Source organism: Pseudomonas sp. B392_1p (assembly GCF_052245235.1).
Classification (GTDB): domain Bacteria; phylum Pseudomonadota; class Gammaproteobacteria; order Pseudomonadales; family Pseudomonadaceae; genus Serpens; species Serpens gallinarum.
This window is the reverse complement of record NZ_JBQPXM010000005.1, coordinates 64,945-80,567: the sequence shown is the minus strand read 5'-3', so window position 1 is coordinate 80,567 and position 15,623 is coordinate 64,945. Positions and strand designations below refer to the sequence as shown.

Genomic DNA, 15,623 nt, shown 5'->3' with positions numbered 1-15,623 from the left:
CCTGGCCCGTTGAAACCAGGCTGTCGCCGCTTCACCCATCACGCAGTCCCCGGCATTTTGCGGGCGCTCCGACGCTAATTAATGTACCGAACCCCCGATGTGATGAGCGTTGCCGTCAGCTACAGGTTCTCTACTATTCGCTCCATAATTAAAGCCCGGCTCGCCGGGCTTAGGTTTATTCGTATCGGCAAGATGTCTTGCCGGCATACAGAGCGCAGTCAACCTCCCAGATACGCATCGCGAACCTTGGGGTCGTCGAGCAATTCCTCGCCAGTGCCCTGGGTGACAATGCGGCCGTTTTCCAGTACGTAACCTCGGTCGGCGAGCTTGAGCGCCTGGTTGGCGTTCTGTTCGACCAGAAAAATGGTCACGCCGGCGCTGCGCAATTGCTCGATGATCTCAAAAATCTGCTGGATGATGATCGGCGCCAGGCCCAGCGAAGGTTCATCGAGCAGCAGCAGTTTGGGCTGGCTCATCAGTGCCCGTGCGATGGCGAGCATCTGCTGCTCGCCGCCGGACATGGTGCCACCGCGCTGGGTGAAACGTTCCTTGAGGCGCGGAAACAGTTCCAGCACCCTATCCAACTGCTGCTGGTAGTCCTGCTTGGCCAGGTAATAGGCGCCCATCACCAGGTTTTCTTCCACCGTCAGGCGGGCAAAGATGTGACGTCCCTCGGGCACCACCGCGATGCTTTTGCGCATGATGTCGCAGGTGTCCTGGCCGACCAGTTCTTCGTCCTCGTAACGAATGCTGCCGCTGGCGGCCCGCGGTGAGCCGCACAGCGTCATCAGCAAGGTGGATTTGCCGGCGCCATTGGCACCGATCAGGGTGACGATCTCGCCCCGTTGCACGGCCAGGCTGACCCCGTGCAGTGCCTGGATCTTGCCGTAGAAGGTGGAAACATTATCGAACTGCAGCATCAGGTTTCCCCCAGGTAGGCTTTGATCACATCCGGGTTGCTGCGGATCTGCTCCGGCGTGCCCTCGGCCAGGGGCGCACCCTGGTTGATCACGACAATGTGGTCGGAAATACTCATCACCAGCTTCATGTCATGCTCGATCAGCAGTACGGTGACGCCATGTTCGTCCCGTAGCTGGCCAATCAAGGCCTTGAGGCCTTCAGTTTCCCGTGGGTTGAGGCCAGCGGCGGGTTCATCGAGCATCAGCAAGCGCGGACGGGTCATCATGCAGCGGGCGATTTCCAGACGTCGCTGCTGGCCATAGGCGAGAGTGCCGGCTGGGCGGTTGGCGACCTCAGTGAGGTTGACCCGTTCCAGCCATTCAGCGGCGTGGCGCATGGCTTCCTGTTCACTCTTTCGATACCCGGGCGTTTTGAACAGGCCGGCGAAGAAGTTGGTGTTGATGTGTTGATGCTGGGCCACCAGCAAGTTTTCTACCGCGGTCATCTCCTTGAACAGGCGCACGTTCTGGAACGTTCGGACCACGCCTTTGCAGGCAATCTTGTGGCCAGGCAAGCCTTGGATGGGGTCGCCATCGAGCAGGATTTCCCCAGCGGTGGGCTGATAAAAACCGTTGAGGCAATTGAACACTGTGGTCTTGCCCGCACCGTTAGGGCCGATCATCGACACCACCTGTTGTTCCTTGACGGTCAGGTTCACCCCGTTGACCGCCAATAGCCCGCCAAAGCGCATGCACAGGCCGCTGACCTCGAGAATTGCGCGGCTCATGGCTTCAACTCCAGGTGCGGTCGCTGCATGGGCAACAGACCCTGCGGACGCCAGATCATCATTACGATCATGGTCAGGCCGAAGATCAGCATGCGGTACTCGTTGAACCCGCGCATTTCCTGCAGCAGCACCATGACCACAGCGGCAAAGATGATGCCCAGCTGCGAGCCCATGCCGCCCAACACGACAATGGCAAGGATCATGGCCGACTCGATGAAGCTGAAAGACTCCGGCGTCACCAACCCCTGGCGCGCGGCGAAGAAGCTGCCCGCGAACCCGGCGAAGGTGGCGCCAAGGGTGAAGGCGGAAAGCTTTACTACGGTGGGATTGAGTCCGAGGGCACGACAGGCGATTTCGTCTTCGCGCAGCGCTTCCCAGGCCCGGCCGATGGGCATGCGCATCAGCCGGTTGATGACGAACAAAGCCAACAGCACCAGCAGCAGGGCGATCAGGTAAAGGAAGATCACCTTGTGGGTGGAGTTGTACGCGAAGCCAAAGAACTCGTGCAGGGTCTGCATGCCATCCGGCGCGCGGCGGTCGAAGGACAGGCCGAACAGCGTCGGTTTGGGAATCGAGCTGATACCGTTGGGGCCGCCGGTGATACTGGTCAGGTTGCGCAGCATGATGCGGATGATCTCGCCAAAGCCCAGGGTGACGATGGCCAGGTAGTCACCGCGCAAGCGCAGCACAGGAAAACCGAGCACGCAGCCGAAGGTGGCGGCCATCAGCCCGGCAATCGGCAGTGCGGTCCAGAAGCCGAAGCCGGCGTATTCAGCGAGCAGTGCATAGGTATAGGCACCCACCGCGTAGAAGCCGACATAACCAAGATCGAGCAACCCCGCCAGCCCGACGACGATGTTCAGGCCGATGGCCAGCATCACGTAGATGAGAATAAGCGTGGCGATGTCCACTGCCGCCCGCGAACCGAAGAACGGCCAGACCAGGGCGACCACCACCAGCAGCATAATGATCCAGCGCTGGGTCGAGGGCAAAGTCAGACGGTGCGTGACGCTGCTTGGCATGGACGGCAGCAGCGCCGTGAATCGGCCGCTACCGGGCAAACGGTCGCGAAACAACTGCCAGACGAACACCAGCGCGGCGGCGATGGCAATGGTCCACAGGGTGCGGGGCGAGGCGCCTTCGACCTGCAAACCGATGCCGATCACGCTGAGCTTGAGGCCGAGAAGGGGGTAGGAAATCAGCAGCAGGAGCACGGTGCTGAAGATTGCGGTCTTGAGGTTCCGACTCATACCTTTTCCACCTCCGGACGGCCGAGAATCCCGGTCGGACGGAACAGCAGCACCAGCACCAGCAGGCTGAAGGCCACCACGTCTTTGTATTGATCGCCAAAGATATCGGCGCCAATGGCTTCCGCCACACCCAGTACCAGGCCGCCCAGTACCGCACCGGGAATGCTGCCGATACCGCCGAGTACCGCGGCGGTGAATGCTTTGATCCCAGCGAGGAAGCCCAGATAGGGGTTGATCACCCCGTATTGCATGCCCAGCAATACGCCGGCCACGGCGGCCAGGGCGGCGCCAATCACAAAGGTCAGGGCAATGATGTTGTTGGTGTTGATGCCCAGCAGGTTGGCCATTTTCAGGTCTTCGGCGCAGGCGCGACAGGCGCGACCCAGGCGTGAACGGGAAATGAACAGGGTCAGGCCGAGCATGGCCAGGAAGGTGACGACGAAAATCAGCACCTGCATGTAGGAAATGGTCACCCCGCTCATGGTGCTTTCGCCGAACACGAAATTGCCGGGCAGCAGGTTGGGGATGGCCTTGTCCTTGGAGTCTTGCGAGAGCATCACGGCGTTTTGCAGGAAAATCGACATGCCAATGGCCGAGATCAACGGGATCAGCCGATTGCCGCCACGCAGGGGACGGTAGGCGACCCGTTCGATGCTGTAGCCGAACGCGCTGGTGACGATCATGCTGGCGGCAAAGGCGACGACCATGATCAGCATCAGGCTGTCGATGCCGGCCATGGCCAGCAGGGTAATAGCGATGAAGGCGATGTACGAGCCGATCATGTACACCTCGCCGTGGGCGAAGTTGATCATGCCGATAATGCCGTAAACCATGGTGTAGCCAATGGCGATCAGCGCATAGGTGCTGCCGATGGTCAGGCCGTTCACCAACTGTTGCAGGTAGTGATAAATCTCAGGCATTTACCTGTCTCCTCGGGTACGCGCCGGCACCGTCCGGTGGACGGCCAATGCCTCGGGATACTCGGATAAAAGCCCCCGCGGGTATGCGGCGGGGGCTTGCGCGGCAGGTTATTGAGCTTCGGTCTTGGTTCCGTCCTGATGCCACTCATAGACGACGAAGCTGAAGTCCTTCAGGTCGCCCTTCTCGTCGAAGGCCAGGGAGCCGGTGGGCGTGTCGAAGGTATTGGCGCGTAGCGCGGCGGCGACTTTCTCGGTGTCGGTGCTGCCGGCTTTCTCGATGCCCTCGGCGATCACTTGTACCGCGGCATAGGCCGGAAACACGAACGGACCGCTGGGGTCCTGCTTCTTGGCCTTGAACGCCTCGACCAATGCCTGGTTCTTCGGGTCCTGGTCGAATGAGCGCGGCAGGGTGACCAGCATGCCTTCGGAGGCCGGGCCGGCGATGGCGGAAATTTCCTTATTGCCGACACCTTCGGGACCCATGAAGCGTGCAGTCAGGCCCTTTTCCTTGGCTTGGCGCAGCAGCAGGCCGAGTTCGGGGTGGTAACCGCCGTAATAAACGAAATCGACGTTGGCGCGCTTGAGCTTGGCGATCAGCGCGGAGAAGTCCTTGTCGCCGGCGTTGATGCCTTCGAAGGCGACGACATTGATGCCTTTTTCCTTCAAGGTGTCGCGCACCGCCGTGGCGATGCCTTCGCCGTACTGCTGTTTGTCATGCACGACCGCAACAGCCTTGGGTTTGACGTGATCGGCAATGTAGTTGCCAGCAGTCGGGCCCTGCATGTTATCCAAACCGATGGTGCGGAAAATCAGCTCGTAGCCACGCGCGGTGATGTCCGGGCTGGTGGATGCCGCCGTGATCATCAGGATGCCTTCGTCCTCATAGATATCGGAGGCCGGCTGGGTCGAGCTGGAACACAGGTGGCCGACTACGAAGGAAATGCCATCGTTGACGATCTTGTTGGCCACCGCCACGGCCTGTTTCGGGTCGCACGCGTCGTCGTAGACCACGCCCTCGAGCTGGGCGCCGTCTACACCACCGGCCTTGTTGATCTGCTCGATGGCCATGTTGGCGCCAACGAATTGCATTTCGCCGTACTGCGCCACGGCACCGGTCACCGGGCCGGCAAGGGCGATCTTGATGGTGTCCGCGGCCATCGAGTAACTGGCGCAACCGGCCAGGGCAATGGCAGAGAACAGTTTGCACAGGTGTTGGGTCGTATTGGTCATGATGTCCACTCGTCTCATTGTTGTTGTATCCCGGACGGGGAGCCCGGGCGATTGGCGTACTGGATTCCAAACCGTATCGAACTCAGTGTAGAGCGCTGTTTGATCGCTTGGAAAGCCGGCGGGGGTGAATCCCGAGAACCTGTCGCCAAATCGCAGCGATAGGCGCCTGATGAGTTGTCCCGATCCCTCTGCTGGCCATTAACCGGAGTTAGGTGTTGTGTTGCCGGCGAGGGCGTTATCATATTCGGCCCAACGCAACCGGTAGTTCTGTTCATGTCGCAATCACCAAGCACCCTTTATGCCAAGCTGCTGGGCGAAACTGCTTCCATCACGTGGCAGGAATTGCAGCCGTTCTTTGCCCGTGGCGCGTTGCTGTGGGTCAATGAAGGCCTTGATCTGATTGCCGTGGCCGAGGCGGTGGCGGAAAACCAGGCGAGCAAGGTTTCCAGCTGGCTGGCCGAAGGCTCGCTAGGCAAGGTCGAGGAAGAGCGCGCGAGCGATCTGCTGTCCCGTGATCCACAGCTCTGGGCGGTGGTCGTAGCCCCTTGGGTACTGGTGCAAGAAAAGGCAGAGCGCTCGGCGCTGCACTGAAACGGCTCAAAACAACTAAGCTGAGCGTTCCTGTTCAACAGGTACGCCCACATGTTCGAGCCCGGACACCTTCACCGCGCCAGCCTGCCTGGTGATGAGCCGTGTTATGCCATTGATCTTTATTACGAGGTGCGCAGCGATCCCGTTGAAGGCAAGGTGCTTGAGCTGCGCATGAGTGGCGTGGTGGAGAAGCGGCCTTTCGAGGAACGTTTTACCCTGCACCGTGACACCGCGTTCAACTTTGCCAGCGTTGCCTCCCGACTTGCCTCGCGTCATGGCCTGCCTTCCGAGCAAGGACTGATCCTGACGCACCACGATGAATATGACCGAATGTTCGACGATATTCGCGAAAAGCTGGAAACGCAGGCCGGTGATCCAATCAACCTGGATCATGTGGAGAAAGATCGTCCGTAGGCAGTTTTGATCGTCGGGAAAGGCGGAGCGTCGGCCAATTTCGACCAGTGTACCGCCTGTTAGGATGCCACTCTTTTTTTGCCCTGGAGCCAGGTATGCAGCCTTTGCCTTCCCTCGCCTTCGCCGGTATCGGCCTGATGGGTCTGCCAATGACCCGACGCCTGTTGGCCGCCGGCTATCCGTTGTCTGTCTGGAACCGCTCGGCGGACAAGTGCGCGCCGCTTGTGGAGCTGGGTGCCCGTGCAACGCCGCGACCGGCTGATCTATGCAGCGATGCCGAGATTGTCATGCTCTGCCTGGCCGACACGGCGGCGGTGAGAGACGTGGTGTTCGGCGCGGGCGGCATCGTCGAGGGTGCGCGCGTCGGTCAACTGCTGATGGATTTTTCCAGCCTGGAACCAGCGGCAACCCGCGAAATGGCCGCCGAGTTGGAAGCGCGTACCGGCATGCGCTGGATCGATGCGCCGGTATCGGGCGGCACCCCCGGCGCCGAGGCCGGTACGCTGGCAATCATGGCCGGCGGAGATGCCGCGGATATCGAGCGAGTGCGCCCGGTGTTAACGCACTTGGGCCAGCGTCTGACGCGCATGGGCGACGTCGGCGCGGGCCAGGTCACCAAGGTGTGCAACCAGATGATTGTCGCCTGCAATGCATTGGTGATTGCCGAGGTGGTGGCGCTGGCTGAGCGCGCCGGGGTAGATGCCAGCTTGATTGCGCCGGCGTTGGCCGGTGGGTTTGCCGATTCCAAGCCGTTGCAGATCCTTGCACCGCAAATGGCTGAAAGTCGCTTTGAACCGATCAAGTGGCATGTGCGCACCTTGCTCAAGGATGTGGATACCGCCGTGAAACTGTCCCGTGAGCAGGGCAGTGCCACGCCGATGAGTGGCCTGGCCGCCCAATTGATGCGATTGCATGGCAGTCAGGGTCACCTTGCGCAAGACCCGGCGACGCTGGTGCAGATGTATCGCGAGGAGCAGAAATGAACATCGCCGCCAATCTGTCCTTACTGTTTACCGAGTTACCGTTGATCGACCGTATTCGCGGCGCAAGTGTAGCGGGCTTCGATGGGGTAGAAATCCAGTTTCCCTACGAGCTGCCTGCCATACGCCTCAAAGAGGAGCTGGAGCGAGCCGGCCTGCCCTTGGTGTTGATCAACTTGCCGGCTGGCGATTTCATGCAGGGTGGTGCGGGGTTGGCTGGCGTGCCGCAGCGCCAGGGCGAATTCGATGCTGCGCTGGAAGGAGCCTTGAGCTATGCGGCCATGGTACGGCCACGCTGCGTGAACCTGCTGGCCGGGCGCCTGGCGGAGGGTGTCAGTCGTGGCGAGGCGATGCGCACCTTGGTCGGCAATGTGCAAAAGAGCGCCGAGGCGTTCGATGCGCTGGGGATTCGCGTGTTGGCCGAGGCGATCAACCCATTGGACATGCCGGGCTTCCTTATCAACACGCCTGAGCACCTCGATGAGCTGTTACGTGCGGTGGATCATCCCAACTTTGCGGCCCAGCTGGATTTCTATCATATGGCCCGTCAGGGCGTGGACCTGCCCCTGGCCATCGAACGGCTGGCCGGGCGTATCGGCCATGTGCAATTTGCCGACTGCCCGGGCCGCGGGGCGCCGGGTAGTGGTCGCGTAGATTTCGCCGCCGCATTGGCGTCGCTCGAGCGCAGTGGTTATCAGGGGTGGCTGGCGGCTGAGTACGTGCCGGCAGACGCGGGTACTTGCGCCGATCTTGACTGGTTGTTGCGCTGGCGGCAGAAGGCGTTCTAGCGATTCCGCACAGATGTGGCTGAAGCGCTTGTCAGATCAACGCCGGTTCGAGCAGGTAGCACGGGTTCGTCAGGTAATCGTGAAGGCTCTGCAGCGACATGGCCGGAGCGAAATACGGTCCTTGGGCCAGATTACAGCCCTGCTGACGTAACAGTTGAAGCTGCTCTTCGTTTTCCACATCCAGTGCGGTGATCTGCAATTCCAAGGCATGGGCCACGGCAACGACGGCTGCCATTTGCTTATGCCCCTGCGCCGACTGGACAAGGCCAGGGCCTATTTTCAGTCCGCTCGGCGTCAGACGCTGCAGTACGTCCAGGGCGAAGGGCGCAGCGCCAAAATGATCGATGGACAGGTTCACCCCTAAGGCTCGTATCTGTAAGAGCAAAGTGGTGACCTGCAGTTTGTTCAGATTAGTGGCCGACACTTCCAGTTCGACCTGTGCGGGGTTAATTGCCTGACCTTCAAGAATGCCCCGCAAGCCATCGAGCCAAAGGTTCTGGCCCAGCTGCGGAATCGCGGCGTCCAAGGCTATTGTCAGTTGCTGCGGCAGCCCCAGCCGAGACAGATCATAATGGGCGCGGCGTAGACACCAGGCATCCAGGTTCGCGCGCAGGGCTGCTGAGGCCAGAGGCAGGAAGTCCTCGGCCATCAGCAGGCCCAGCTGGGGATGCTCCCAGCGAAGCAAGGCTTCCAGCTTGACAACCTTGCCGCTGTGCAGATCGATGATGGGCTGATAGTGCAAAAGCAACCCGCGATCCTGCTTCAGGGCTTGTAGTAGTTCACCTTCTCGGTGGCGAACGTCCACCGAGCGCGTGCGCAACTCCTGGTTGAAGAAATAAGCCTGGTTTCGCCCCGCTTCCTTGGCTTCGTACAAGGCCATGTCGGCATGTTCGAGCAACTCGCCAACGTTGCTGCCGTCACGGGGGAACAGACTGACGCCGATGCTGGTGGAGATTTCCACGCGCTGCCCGACGAGCCGGACCGGCTGGGTGAGGTCTTGCACGATGCGCTGGGCCAAAAACACCGGATCGCGCTGACGAGGCAGGCCGATGAGCACGCAGAATTCGTCACCGCCGAAACGAGCGATCACGTCATCATCTCGCAACACTTGGCGCAGACGCTGGGCAACGATCTTGAGCAGCTCATCGCCGACCGCATGGCCGAGGTTGTCATTGATCTGCTTGAAGTTATCCAGATCGAGGAACATCAATGCCAGTGATTGATCGCGCCGGCTATACAAATCCAGGCGGCAGGCGAACTGCTCCTCGAAGCCTCGGCGATTGAGCAAGTCAGTCAGCGCGTCGCGATGGGCAATTGCCTGCAAGGAGTCCTTGGCCTGGTCCAACTCCCTGAGGCGTGCATTGGCACGGCGCAGGGCACGCTCCTTCTGGATCAACGTGCGGTCGACCCAAGTCGCGCCTAGGCACAGAGCGGCAAACAGCAGCATGGCCAGGCCAATGACCTGTCCCCGTGCAGGGTCATGAAGGGGGGGGATCGTCGGCAGGGACGCGTCAATGGGCAGGATCAGTACCAAAGCCCACATGCCACAGTAGTGCATGGCCAGGATTGCGCCGCCCAGCAACAAGCTGGCCAGAAATTTGATCAGCCGCCCGAGGTTGTAGCGCAGGCGATGGGCGTGGCGGGCAAGCAGCAGGCTGGCTATGGCGGCGGCGACTGCCAGCAGTACCGATAGCAGAACCCGTTCGCCGTGGTAATAGGCGGTGGCCTTCGGGGTGGCCATGGCGGCCATGCCGGTGTAGTGCATGGCACTGATACCCAGCCCGATGATCAACGCGGCCAGGCCGACGTGTGACAAGCGCAGCCAGCGCGGGCCCAGTGTATAGATAGTCAGAGCCGAAGCCGCGAGGGCGACCACCAGCGATACCAGGGTGAGCGGGAGTTCATGGTGCAGCTCGACCGGCGCCTGGAAGGCATGCATGCCAACGAAATGCATGGACCAGATTCCACTGGTTAGGCACAACGTGGCTGCGGTGGCCCAGAAAGCGCGGCGCAGGGGATCGAACGCATGGGCCATCCGTTCAATCAGGCTGAGTGTGGTGAAACTGGTGGCAATCGCCACCAACAGCGACAACAGCACCAACCCAGCATCATGACTGGTTTGCAAGACAATGAACTGGTCATCCGGTGGCAGACTGGACACCAGTTTCGAGCTAAATACATCCATGCACGCAGGCTCTTTTCTAGTTTAAGCAGAGCTTAATAAGAAAAGGGCGTGATGGCAAAATGCTTATTTCTTTTGCTTATGCTGGCGGTAACCAGACAGACCTGAGAGCGTCCCTGTTCTCAGGTCGTGACATGGATCAGCCGGCCACCAGTACGCGGATGGCTTCCAGACGCAGCGAGGCCTTGTCGAGGTAGCTCAGGCCGTCTTCGCGCTGGTGGCGCAGGGCATCGATCTCGCTGTCGCGCACGCTGGGGTTGACCGCTTGCAGCGCGGTGAGACGGGCGATCTCCTCGTCCAGTTCTGCGGTCAGGCGATGCTTGGCATCGGCGACACGCTCGGCATGGCGCGGCTGAATCTTGGTTTCGGCCAGGTTGAACTGCGTGGCGAGCACGTCGCGCTGGGCCTGAACGAACTTGTTGGCGCTGATGCGCGGCACACTTTCCAGCTGGTCGTTGAGGGTTTCGAAACCGACCTTGGCCGCCAGGTCGTTGCCTTTGGCATCCAGCAGGCAACGCAGTGCCATGGGCGGCAGGTAGCGGCTCAGCTGCAGGGCGCGCGGAGCGACCACATCGCTGACGAAGAGCAGTTCGAGCAATACGGTCCCGGGCTTGAGCGCCTTGTTCTTGATCAGTGCTACCGAGGTGTTGCCCATCGCGCCGGAGAGCACGAGGTCCATGCCACCCTGCACCATGGGATGTTCCCAGGTGAGGAACTGCATGTCTTCGCGGGCCAGTGCCTGGTTGCGATCGTAGGTGATGGTGACGCCTTCGTCGTCGCCAAGCGGGAAGCTAGCGTCGAGCATTTTCTCGCTGGGGCGCAGGATCAGCGCGTTGTCCGAATGGTCTTCACTGTGGATACCGAACGCGTTGAACAACTCTTCCATATAGATCGGCAGGGCGTATTCATCGTCCTGTTCAAGGATCGCTTCGACCAGGCTTTGGCCTTCGCCGGCGCCGCTGGAGTTGAGCTCCAGCAGACGGTCGCGGCCACTGTGCATCTCGGCTTCAAGCCGTTCGCGCTCGGTACGGGCGTTGCTCAGCAAGGTTTCCCATTGATGGTCATCACCCCCTTCGAGCTGCTCCAGCAACTGGGGACCGAACTGATGCTGCAGGGCGTTGCCGGTCGGGCAGGTATTCAGGAAGGCATTCAAGGCCTGGTGGTACCACTGAAATAGCCGCTCCTGGGCGCTGTTTTCCAGGTAGGGCACATGCAGCTGGATGCGGTGCTGCTGGCCGATGCGGTCGAGGCGGCCAATACGCTGTTCGAGCAGGTCCGGGTGGGCCGGCAGGTCGAACAGCACCAGATGATGGGCGAACTGGAAGTTGCGGCCTTCACTGCCGATTTCCGAACAGATCAGCACCTGTGCGCCGAACTCTTCATCGGCAAAGTAGGCGGCGGCGCGGTCGCGTTCGAGAATGCTCATGCCCTCATGGAATACCGTAGCCGGGATGCCGGAGCGCACGCGCAGGGCTTCTTCCAGGTCCAGTGCCGTTTCGGCATGGGCACAGATCACCAGTACCTTGAACTGCTTGAGCATCTTCAGGGTATCGATCAGCCACTCCGTGCGCGGATCGAAACTCCACCAGCGCGGCTCCTCTTCTTGCGCCCCGGCCTGATAGCCGAGTTCCGGGTACAGCTCGGCGTGCTCGCTGACGGGCAGCTCCATGTACTCGTCGGGGCTGGCCAGTGGGTAGGCATGCAGCTCACGTTCGGGGAAACCGCGCACCGCGGCGCGGGTGTTGCGAAACAGCACGCGGCCGGTGCCATGACGGTCGAGCAGTTCGCGCACCAGACGACCACTGGCTTGGATATCGCCATCCGTGACAGCGGCCAGCAGCGCTTCGCCTTCATCGCCGAGAAATTCGTGGATGGTGCGGTGTGCCTGGTCCGACAGACGACCTTCATCGAGCAGTTCCTGCACCGCTTCGGCCACCGGCTTGTAGTTCGCACTTTCGGCACGGAACGCTTTCAGGTCGTGGAACCGGCTCGGGTCGAGCAGGCGCAGGCGGGCGAAGTGGCTGTCCTGGCCCAGCTGTTCCGGTGTGGCGGTGAGCAGCAGTACGCCGGGGATGGCGGCGGCCAGTTGTTCGACCAGCACGTATTGTGGGCTGGCCTGCTCCGGGTGCCAGACCAAGTGGTGGGCTTCGTCGACCACCAGCAGATCCCAGCCAGCGGCGAACAGGGCATTCTGTGCCTTGTCGTCGTCCTTCAGCCACTCCAGGGCAACCAGCGCCAGCTGGGTGTCCTCGAAGGGGTTATCGGCATCGCTCTCGGCGAAGCGCTCGGCATCGAACAGCGCGACCTGCAGGTTGAAGCGCCGGCGCATTTCCACCAACCACTGGTGCTGGAGGTTTTCCGGCACGAGGATCAGCACGCGGTTGGCGCGTCCGGTAAGCAACTGGCGGTGGATCACCAAGCCGGCTTCGATGGTCTTGCCCAGGCCCACTTCGTCGGCCAGCAAAACGCGCGGCGCCATGCGGTCGGCCACTTCGCGGGCGATGTGCAATTGATGCGGGATCGGCTGCGCACGTACGCCGCCGAGCCCCCACAGCGGCGACTGCAGGATGCGACTGCGGTGCGTCAGGCTGTGATAGCGCAGGGCAAACCAGGAAAAGGGGTCGATCTGGCCGGCAAACAGGCGGTCGCTGGCCAGACGGAACTGGATGAAATTAGACAGCTGGGTTTCAGGCAGCGTGCACTCTTCGTTCTCGGCGTTGAGGCCGTGATAGACCAGCAGGCCGTCAACATCCTCGACTTCGCGAACGATCAGTTTCCAGCCATCGAAATGGGTGATTTCATCGCCGGGAGCAAAGCGCACACGGGTCAGCGGAGCACTGCGCAGAGCGTACTGACGCGTATCGCCGGTGGCAGGGTAGAGCACGGTAAGCAGGCGGCCGTCCTGAGCGAGGATGGTGCCGAGCCCCAACTCTGCTTCGCTGTCGCTGATCCAGCGTTGCCCCGGTTGATACTGCTGCTGCGCCATGCGTGTCTCCGTCGAGTGAAAAAGCCGGGTATGGTACCGGAAGCACGGAGGGTTTCCGAGTAGTGTAGTGACCCCTCAAGCCCGACTGGCGGCTGCCGACAGAGTGAATAACAAGGAGAATCAGCCATGCTTCCGCCAATCTTGCCCAGTCAGGTTGCGGTGACCAGTCAGCAGGACCCGCCCAAAGCCCGTCCCGATGTCCCACCTGTGGTACCGGTTGAGGAAACCTCAGCCGACAATTCAGTGGCTCTGGGTAAGCGTGATCCAGAAGAAACCGCCATGCGCCTGCGCGAGGAGCAGCGCCGCCGCCAGCAGCAGCGCGAACGAGCCCGGGCCGAGGGCGAAGCCTCTGGCGAGGCGCTTGAGGAGGAGTACAGCCTGGATGAAAACCTGCCGCGCAAGGGCATATGGGTGGACATCAAGGCCTGAGTAGGTGGTTGCGCTGGTCATCAGCGCTCTGACGCCGCATCATTATTGTCCAGGCGCATCCCTCTAGGGTGCATCACCGATTCCGACCCGATTGAAGCTGACCATGAATCCAGACGACAAGCTGATCGACTTTACCGCCGAACGCGGCAAGCGCATCCATGATCTGCACGAAAAGCGCCTGAATGATGTGCGTCAGGCCTTCGAGCAGGCACTGCCGCTGCCAAAGGGCAAGAAGGCCACGAAGAAGCCCAAGGGCACCCCGAAGAAGCGGTGAAGTTTCGAAGCTTCGCCCGAGGGCGAGCCGCCTCTCATAGGTAGATGCGGGAGCTCGATTTTCCGTTGGGCAGCGCCTTCGCCGCGAACGGCTGCTGGCTTGGGCGACGACCTGGCCCGTCTTCCTCACACACTCTTATCTCTTGATTCAGATCAGTTTGCGCTGTACTCGGTTGCCGTCCGGGGCCGAAAGTTGACCCACGTCAATGGCTGGCCACAGGGTTGTGGCAATCTGCAGTTATTCAAAGCAACAGCGCCAGCCCAGGAGACAGGATATGTACATCGACGAAGTAGTTGTTGCAGGAGTCCTGATTGTTGGACTTTGCGTCGTGTTCTGCGCCGGATTTGGATATTTCATCTGGAAAGATGCCAAGAAAACCAAAGCGAACTGATCTTTCCAGTTTCAAGAGCACGCAAGGCATTTAGGGCGACTTCGGTCGCCCCTTTTTTTTTGTGTCGAATAATTCCTCCTGCAATGTACAGATGCAATATCTGTTGCCTTCCTCGCCTCGTAACATAATAAGAGCAAGAAAGGCTTTTCTCGGAATGAATCGACTGCAACCCTTTGTTTTTCCGGTTTTTCTCGAAAAGTTCCGTTGACTTCAAATCTTCATAATTCAGCAAGAGTTCTGTCACATCGGGTTTCCATACTTCGCTTCAGTCCAACAACGAAACGTTCAGGTCGCTGGGACGTTATACAAACCCGATGGAGCTTTTCAGATGAAGAAGAAGTTGATTGCGATTGTTGTAAGTGCTGCAGCCGTATTGCCTGCCGTGGCGATGGCCGATATCACTGTTTATGGTCGCGCTCATGTATCAACCGATTTCCTGGACGACGGTGCTGATTATTCCGAAACCAACATCTCCAGCAACTCTTCTCGCCTGGGTTTCAAGGGCGATCATCAAATCAACCCGGATCTGAAGGCATTCTTCCAGATCGAGCAGGAAATCAACTTCACCAATGGTGGTGATGGCAACGGTTTCAACACCCGCGATACCTTCGTGGGTCTGAGCGGCAAAAAATTCGGTGCCGTGCAGCTGGGCCGTTTTGACAGCCCGTTCAAGGTCGCCCGTGGTCCGGCCAACCTGTTCGGTGATCAGGTCGGTGATATGCGTAACCTGACTCGCGTTGGCAATGCGCGTTTTGACGAGCGTTATGACAACACGGTTCAGTACACCACGCCGAGCTTCGGCGGCTTCAATGCCAAGCTGGCTTACTCGGTACATGAAGGTGAGTCGGCTCAAGTTGATGCTGACGGCGATTCGCTGAAAACCGACTCCATGAGCATGTCGCTGAACTACGCTGGTGGCCCGTTCGAGGCTTCCTTGGCTTACGAGCAGGCCGAGGAGGACACGGGTCGTGGAGAGCGTGATGGCATTCGTGCCGCTGCCGCCTACAAGCTGACCGACGCTTTCAAAATGGTCGGCTTCTACCAGACGCTGGACTACACCGGCACCGATGCTACGTCTGATGCCACACGTGATCTGCTGACCTCCGATGTATACGGTGTGGGCGGCGAGTTCAAGGTTGCGGCTAACACGGCCGTCAAGGCGATGTGGATGACACGTGATGCAGACGCTGACAGCTATGACTCCGACATGTGGGTCGTGGGTGTGGAGCACAAGCTGGACAAGGCCGTACGTATCTACGCCAACTATGCGGTGGTCGACAATGACGACAACGTTGCTCTGACTCCGTGGGGCCAAGCTCGCACTGCTACGCCAGGTGGTGCTGCAGGTGAAGAAGCCACTGGCTTCTCCGTGGGTCTGCGCTACGACTTCTAATTGCGCCTAGCGGGATCAGAAACATCAAGCCGGGTTGCTCTCCTTGAGCAACCCGGCTTTTTGTCATCGAACTGAAATTATTTGTACTTATTCTGGCTTCTCAATTTG

15 protein-coding genes are annotated in these 15,623 nt (G+C 60.2%); 8 read left to right on the top strand and 7 right to left on the bottom strand.

Annotation, left to right across the window (positions count from 1 at the left end):
• Positions 1–218: 218 nt before the first annotated feature.
• From ACTV8E_RS08975 to ACTV8E_RS08955, 5 genes are all read right to left on the bottom strand, one after another.
• Positions 219–920: an ABC transporter ATP-binding protein gene (locus tag ACTV8E_RS08975; protein WP_443199257.1), complete on the bottom strand. Its 702-nt coding sequence runs from the start codon at positions 918–920 to the stop codon at positions 219–221.
• Complete coding sequence (gene livG, locus ACTV8E_RS08970; RefSeq protein WP_443199256.1) at positions 920–1,687, bottom strand: high-affinity branched-chain amino acid ABC transporter ATP-binding protein LivG; 768 nt, start codon at positions 1,685–1,687, stop codon at positions 920–922. Before livG ends, ACTV8E_RS08975 begins: the two co-directional genes overlap by 1 nt.
• Positions 1,684–2,937 (bottom strand): high-affinity branched-chain amino acid ABC transporter permease LivM, encoded by a 1,254-nt coding sequence (locus ACTV8E_RS08965; protein ID WP_251835117.1) that lies wholly within the window; start codon positions 2,935–2,937, stop codon positions 1,684–1,686. The genes livG and ACTV8E_RS08965 overlap by 4 nt, the downstream gene beginning before the upstream one ends.
• Positions 2,934–3,857, bottom strand: coding sequence for a high-affinity branched-chain amino acid ABC transporter permease LivH (gene livH, locus ACTV8E_RS08960; RefSeq protein ID WP_251835118.1), 924 nt, complete (start codon positions 3,855–3,857; stop codon positions 2,934–2,936). Before livH ends, ACTV8E_RS08965 begins: the two co-directional genes overlap by 4 nt.
• Positions 3,858–3,965: 108 nt before the next feature.
• The gene (locus ACTV8E_RS08955; protein ID WP_251835119.1) at positions 3,966–5,087 is read right to left on the bottom strand and encodes a branched-chain amino acid ABC transporter substrate-binding protein; all 1,122 of its coding nucleotides are present in this window, start codon (positions 5,085–5,087) and stop codon (positions 3,966–3,968) included.
• 273 nt (positions 5,088–5,360) lie between these two features.
• Here ACTV8E_RS08955 and ACTV8E_RS08950 point away from each other — a divergent pair, with 273 nt between their 5' ends.
• The 4 genes from ACTV8E_RS08950 to ACTV8E_RS08935 all read left to right on the top strand — a co-directional run bounded on the left by ACTV8E_RS08950 (position 5,361) and on the right by ACTV8E_RS08935 (position 7,860).
• Positions 5,361–5,678 carry a DUF2288 domain-containing protein gene (locus ACTV8E_RS08950; RefSeq protein WP_443199255.1) on the top strand — a complete coding sequence of 106 codons (318 nt, stop codon included), beginning with the start codon at positions 5,361–5,363 and terminating at the stop codon, positions 5,676–5,678.
• Positions 5,679–5,729: 51 nt separating this feature from the next.
• A complete protein-coding gene (locus ACTV8E_RS08945) occupies positions 5,730–6,092 on the top strand; it encodes a DUF5064 family protein (protein ID WP_251835121.1) in 363 nt (120 codons plus the stop codon).
• A gap of 95 nt (positions 6,093–6,187) precedes the next feature.
• The gene (locus ACTV8E_RS08940) at positions 6,188–7,075 is read left to right on the top strand and encodes an NAD(P)-dependent oxidoreductase (RefSeq protein ID WP_443199254.1); all 888 of its coding nucleotides are present in this window, start codon (positions 6,188–6,190) and stop codon (positions 7,073–7,075) included.
• The gene (locus ACTV8E_RS08935) at positions 7,072–7,860 is read left to right on the top strand and encodes a hydroxypyruvate isomerase family protein (protein ID WP_443199253.1); all 789 of its coding nucleotides are present in this window, start codon (positions 7,072–7,074) and stop codon (positions 7,858–7,860) included. Before ACTV8E_RS08940 ends, ACTV8E_RS08935 begins: the two co-directional genes overlap by 4 nt.
• A 31-nt stretch (positions 7,861–7,891) precedes the next feature.
• Here the strand turns inward: ACTV8E_RS08935 and ACTV8E_RS08930 are convergent, their stop codons facing one another.
• The gene (locus tag ACTV8E_RS08930) at positions 7,892–10,045 is read right to left on the bottom strand and encodes a putative bifunctional diguanylate cyclase/phosphodiesterase (RefSeq protein ID WP_443199252.1); all 2,154 of its coding nucleotides are present in this window, start codon (positions 10,043–10,045) and stop codon (positions 7,892–7,894) included.
• Positions 10,046–10,181: 136 nt separating this feature from the next.
• Entirely contained in the window at positions 10,182–13,028 is a 2,847-nt protein-coding gene (rapA, locus tag ACTV8E_RS08925; protein ID WP_443199251.1) for an RNA polymerase-associated protein RapA, read from the bottom strand.
• Positions 13,029–13,154: 126 nt separating this feature from the next.
• Here rapA and ACTV8E_RS08920 point away from each other — a divergent pair, with 126 nt between their 5' ends.
• From ACTV8E_RS08920 to ACTV8E_RS08905, 4 genes are all read left to right on the top strand, one after another.
• The gene (locus ACTV8E_RS08920) at positions 13,155–13,457 is read left to right on the top strand and encodes an aspartate-semialdehyde dehydrogenase (protein WP_443199250.1); all 303 of its coding nucleotides are present in this window, start codon (positions 13,155–13,157) and stop codon (positions 13,455–13,457) included.
• A gap of 103 nt (positions 13,458–13,560) precedes the next feature.
• Positions 13,561–13,731, top strand: a complete 171-nt coding sequence (locus ACTV8E_RS08915) for a hypothetical protein (protein WP_251835127.1) — start codon at positions 13,561–13,563, stop codon at positions 13,729–13,731.
• Between the two features lie 274 nt (positions 13,732–14,005).
• Positions 14,006–14,122 carry a cytochrome c oxidase subunit CcoM gene (gene ccoM, locus ACTV8E_RS08910; protein WP_286010174.1) on the top strand — a complete coding sequence of 39 codons (117 nt, stop codon included), beginning with the start codon at positions 14,006–14,008 and terminating at the stop codon, positions 14,120–14,122.
• Between the two features lie 328 nt (positions 14,123–14,450).
• Positions 14,451–15,515 carry a porin gene (locus ACTV8E_RS08905; protein ID WP_251835128.1) on the top strand — a complete coding sequence of 355 codons (1,065 nt, stop codon included), beginning with the start codon at positions 14,451–14,453 and terminating at the stop codon, positions 15,513–15,515.
• Positions 15,516–15,623: the final 108 nt, after the last annotated feature.

Excerpts from the sequence above, each read along its gene's own strand:
- ACTV8E_RS08975 (WP_443199257.1), bottom strand. The coding sequence starts at position 920 with ATGCTGCAGTTCGATAATGTTTCCACCTTCTACGGCAAGATCCAGGCA.
- livG (WP_443199256.1), bottom strand. The coding sequence starts at position 1,687 with ATGAGCCGCGCAATTCTCGAGGTCAGCGGCCTGTGCATGCGCTTTGGC.
- ACTV8E_RS08965 (WP_251835117.1), bottom strand. The coding sequence starts at position 2,937 with ATGAGTCGGAACCTCAAGACCGCAATCTTCAGCACCGTGCTCCTGCTG.
- livH (WP_251835118.1), bottom strand. The coding sequence starts at position 3,857 with ATGCCTGAGATTTATCACTACCTGCAACAGTTGGTGAACGGCCTGACC.
- ACTV8E_RS08955 (WP_251835119.1), bottom strand. The coding sequence starts at position 5,087 with ATGACCAATACGACCCAACACCTGTGCAAACTGTTCTCTGCCATTGCC.
- ACTV8E_RS08950 (WP_443199255.1), top strand. The coding sequence starts at position 5,361 with ATGTCGCAATCACCAAGCACCCTTTATGCCAAGCTGCTGGGCGAAACT.
- ACTV8E_RS08945 (WP_251835121.1), top strand. The coding sequence starts at position 5,730 with ATGTTCGAGCCCGGACACCTTCACCGCGCCAGCCTGCCTGGTGATGAG.
- ACTV8E_RS08940 (WP_443199254.1), top strand. The coding sequence starts at position 6,188 with ATGCAGCCTTTGCCTTCCCTCGCCTTCGCCGGTATCGGCCTGATGGGT.
- ACTV8E_RS08935 (WP_443199253.1), top strand. The coding sequence starts at position 7,072 with ATGAACATCGCCGCCAATCTGTCCTTACTGTTTACCGAGTTACCGTTG.
- ACTV8E_RS08930 (WP_443199252.1), bottom strand. The coding sequence starts at position 10,045 with ATGGATGTATTTAGCTCGAAACTGGTGTCCAGTCTGCCACCGGATGAC.
- rapA (WP_443199251.1), bottom strand. The coding sequence starts at position 13,028 with ATGGCGCAGCAGCAGTATCAACCGGGGCAACGCTGGATCAGCGACAGC.
- ACTV8E_RS08920 (WP_443199250.1), top strand. The coding sequence starts at position 13,155 with ATGCTTCCGCCAATCTTGCCCAGTCAGGTTGCGGTGACCAGTCAGCAG.
- ACTV8E_RS08915 (WP_251835127.1), top strand. The coding sequence starts at position 13,561 with ATGAATCCAGACGACAAGCTGATCGACTTTACCGCCGAACGCGGCAAG.
- ccoM (WP_286010174.1), top strand. The coding sequence starts at position 14,006 with ATGTACATCGACGAAGTAGTTGTTGCAGGAGTCCTGATTGTTGGACTT.
- ACTV8E_RS08905 (WP_251835128.1), top strand. The coding sequence starts at position 14,451 with ATGAAGAAGAAGTTGATTGCGATTGTTGTAAGTGCTGCAGCCGTATTG.